The organism is Tepidibacter sp., assembly GCF_025210165.1.
Classification (GTDB): domain Bacteria; phylum Bacillota; class Clostridia; order Peptostreptococcales; family Peptostreptococcaceae; genus Tepidibacter_A.
Genome location: NZ_JAOASI010000037.1, coordinates 1 through 3,740, shown reverse-complemented (window position 1 = coordinate 3,740; position 3,740 = coordinate 1). Strand labels below are relative to the sequence as shown.

The following is a 3,740-nucleotide window of genomic DNA, read 5'->3' as shown; positions in this document are numbered from 1 at the left end:
TGAACTGTATATCCAAATAATTGATTTATAGTATCAACCTTTCCTCTACTCCAAGCTACCTCTATAGCATGTCTTATAGCTCTTTCTACTCTTGATGGAGTAGTATTAAATATTTTAGCTATATTAGGATATAGTTCTTTAAATCTATTTTTTCAGTCTATTTTTCATCATATTTATTGGTTTGAGGTTATATAGTTTATTGGTTTTCCAACATTACTATTTTATTATACCACATTGAATACTTTTGATGTAAATTTTCCTACATTAATATATAGTTTTTTTATAACCTTTTTTATTACACTTTAAAGCCAATTCAAAAAAATCAGAACCACCTGCTATGCGGGTGGTTTTCATATATACAATAAAAAAATACCTTCTAAATAACCAAGAGGTATTAATTTATTTCAACTTATTATTTTCAATTAATTTTTCTAATATCTCAATCCATTTATGTTCTTCAATAAAAAAGCAGAGAATATAATATCTCCCCACCTTTTTATGAATACATATCAAATTATCTTATATTTATTATATCATATTTCAAAGAAATGAAAAAAATAGATTTTATTTTTTTATTATACATACCTTTTTTGTAGTATAAAAATATTAATTAACAATAAAAGTTGTATAAAAACTAATATTTGCTTATTTGTAACTTATATATTAGTTCTTATAGGTAGTATTATGTTTCATATTAGGTAGTGATTAGGGTAGTGTTATACTACCCTTTCCATGTTGCTCTCTTGCCAACTCTTGAATCCATGTGTATAAAAGTTTTATACTCTCCAAAACCACCATCAACATTATATTTATCACATATTTCAAACCATTTATTTTTACAGTTATCTATAAATTGTCTTTTTCTATCTGTTGAATATGTATGATAATCTTTAGGTAAAGCGATATCGGTTGCTGTTCCTAACATATGTTGTGAATGCTTTGCACCACCTATTTTCTTATTGTAGCTTGGCGACCTATACCCACTATTAATATGCATCGGTCTATTATACCAATCTCTAAACTCTTGCAACATTTTTAACTGTCTAATTACATCCACGTTTATTAATAAAGAACCATCTCTACAAACCATTTCCTGAATCTTAAAATTCTTAGTTATTTGTCCATCTATTATATTCATATTATTTACTCTCACCTTCTCTAATTTTATCTACCTTTTTAGTTCCTAATATTCCAAGAAATGCACCTATAATTAAATCTGTATTGCTATTATCTTGTAAGTAAAAAGCACCTAAAAACAAGTATATTACAAGTGTTATAAGGACTATTAATTCTATATATTCATTTATATTTTTCATACCTACCTCCTATAGTAGCTTTTGAACTGCATAAAAAAAGAAGCCCACAAAGCTTCCACCAAACAGTCCCATTGCCCATTTAATTGTAGTTGTTAGAGATTCTATTTGCTTACATAAATTTTTAATTTGAACCTTATATTCTCTACTGTCTTCTCTTAAACTATCTATGTCTTTCGAATGTTTATCTAGTGTTTTTGTATGTAATTCTAATGTTTCTGTAATCTGTTTGTGTTTCTCTAAACATAGTTCATTTTCCATATATTTCACCTACTTTCTAATTCAAATAAAAAGAGAATATAGAAATCAATCTATATTCTCCAAAATTAGTCCAACAACTAAAAAATGCACCTACTATTACTTAGTGCATCTTATTTTAGTTGTTGTTCATTTTATTTTCACGAACTATTTTAATAATATATATTTTATGATTGTTCTGTTTTGTCATAGATATGAAGTGAATACTTAGTATTGCTCTTAGCCAATTTAACTTGTTTACCATTGTATTTCTCTAAATCAAGACATTCACTAATAATTGTTTTGTTTACTATCTCTTTGTTAACTATGTATGTTCCTTTTGCTGAGTAGACTTTATATCCTAAAAGAGTCAACATTGGATTAATATATATTAAATCATTACTTATATACACTATTCCTATTAAAAAGATCACAACAGTTAAAACAAAAATATCAACCTCATTGTTTAAACTTAATCCAATACAAGGTAAAAAATAAAGAGTAAAGTAATTAAAAAAATGCTTATCTGTTTCATTCTCAATTTCTGCAATAAAAAAATCTTCTTTTTGAGATTTTTTTGAGTTGGACAGTAAGGTTATGAGGGATATAAATAAAATAACCGTAATTCCCACAAAAACACTAATAACTATATCTCCAAAACTATTAAACCATACTATATTTTTCATTTTTATATCTATATTATTATAATGGAAATACTTCCATCGTTCTGTTATCTCTTTTCCTATTAATAATACATATAATGGAATGTATGAAGATAAAAATAATATTATTTTTTTTAAAATAATAACCACCTCCACTAGCTAATATACTTTTCCACACCTTTAGATAACATCTTCTCTCCTAACAAACCTTCTTCAACATAACATTTTAGTAGCATATTCAATATTTTTGTAATATCATCCTTATTTTTATGTTTAATTATGTTTTTATCATCAATTTGAAGTGGTATCTTATATTCTTTAATGAAATCAGATAATCTATCCCTACCTTTTTTTAAGTAAGTAAATCCGTCGTTTGCTATAACTTTGCATAACCTTTTATTTAATCTTCTGTCATTTTTACATAAATCTATGAATTCTTCTGGCTTGTCAATAAAGTCACTATTAATTATATCTTCCCTTTTACTTTCAATAATATGACTAAATCCTTCTGTAAAATCAAACATGCTATTGAACTGATCTTCATTTATGATGTAATATGTTCCATTAACCTCAAATGCATCAACAATATTATCAAAATATAATATATCAGACTTTAATTCTTTAATTTGATTATCAAGAAAAGAGCATTTAAATGTTTTTTTAAATTTATTTGCTGGTTGTTTATATTTTGAGTACAATGTTAAAGTTTTTGTTTCATCATTATCTACATAAAAAAACCTTATGGCAATAAAATCAAATACACTGAAGTCCGTTTCTTTATTAACAGTAATAGCATCTCTAATGTCTACGCTCATTTTAGAGTTTACATTTTCGGATTCTGTTACAATGTTTGAATTTAATTTTTGTATATTTCCTTTGCTATTTAACTCAAAATCATATTCTTCGATTTCTTTTTGAGATATGATTTCAAGTAAATAATCATAATATGCTTTTGTTATTTTTTTAAACATTGATTCTTCTAGTGTAATCTGATATGTTTTATATTTATCTTTTCTTCTTGTTTTATCGAATAATAAGATTAGTGGTTCATTTTTATTATCAAATTTGTTAATCACCTCTACTAATCTATGTTTTTCGTTTATTTTATTATTCATTACAATCCCCTCCATGTATGCTATTCATTTACTATTAATGATATACTAGAAGGATATAATTGTAAATTAATTTACTTACACTTATATTTAAATCTATTTTTACAAATATCAAATATTCGTTTTTCAATTCAATAATAAAATAAGATTAAGAGAGAGAATACAGAAATCAATTCATATTTTCCAAAAACTAAAAATAACACCTCATCGGTGTCTATAAAAGTGATATTTTATTATGATTTAGTTTTAAAGAACTACCCATTTAATGCTATATCTTTTTCAACTTCTATTCTATAAGCTTCTATTTTTATATCTTCTAATTGCATAGGTTTATTTGTTCGTGGATTAATACCACCATTCTTTATTCTATCTACAAGTATTTGAACTATCTTTTCATTTAACATTTATATAACCCC

At 24.9% G+C, this 3,740-nt stretch carries 6 protein-coding genes and 1 pseudogene; all 7 read right to left on the bottom strand.

Translation table 11 applies throughout. The features are described 5' to 3' along the window. Positions 1-140, bottom strand: a pseudogene (locus tag N4A48_RS15010) (sporulation initiation factor Spo0A C-terminal domain-containing protein); the annotation flags it as partial. Between the two features lie 581 nt (positions 141-721). Then, entirely contained in the window at positions 722-1,138 is a 417-nt protein-coding gene (locus tag N4A48_RS05775; RefSeq protein WP_293664891.1) for a YcbK family protein, read from the bottom strand. Position 1,139: 1 nt separating this feature from the next. Continuing rightward, positions 1,140-1,316 carry a hypothetical protein gene (locus tag N4A48_RS05770; protein ID WP_293664890.1) on the bottom strand — a complete coding sequence of 59 codons (177 nt, stop codon included), beginning with the start codon at positions 1,314-1,316 and terminating at the stop codon, positions 1,140-1,142. Between the two features lie 9 nt (positions 1,317-1,325). Next, entirely contained in the window at positions 1,326-1,574 is a 249-nt protein-coding gene (locus N4A48_RS05765) for a hemolysin XhlA family protein (protein ID WP_293664889.1), read from the bottom strand. A 164-nt stretch (positions 1,575-1,738) separates the two neighbouring features. Further along, positions 1,739-2,236, bottom strand: a complete 498-nt coding sequence (locus N4A48_RS05760; RefSeq protein ID WP_293664888.1) for a hypothetical protein — start codon at positions 2,234-2,236, stop codon at positions 1,739-1,741. 131 nt (positions 2,237-2,367) lie between these two features. Next, a complete protein-coding gene (locus N4A48_RS05755; protein ID WP_293664887.1) occupies positions 2,368-3,327 on the bottom strand; it encodes a Kiwa anti-phage protein KwaB-like domain-containing protein in 960 nt (319 codons plus the stop codon). A 251-nt stretch (positions 3,328-3,578) separates the two neighbouring features. After that, positions 3,579-3,728 carry a hypothetical protein gene (locus N4A48_RS05750; RefSeq protein WP_293664886.1) on the bottom strand — a complete coding sequence of 50 codons (150 nt, stop codon included), beginning with the start codon at positions 3,726-3,728 and terminating at the stop codon, positions 3,579-3,581. Positions 3,729-3,740 lie beyond the last annotated feature (12 nt).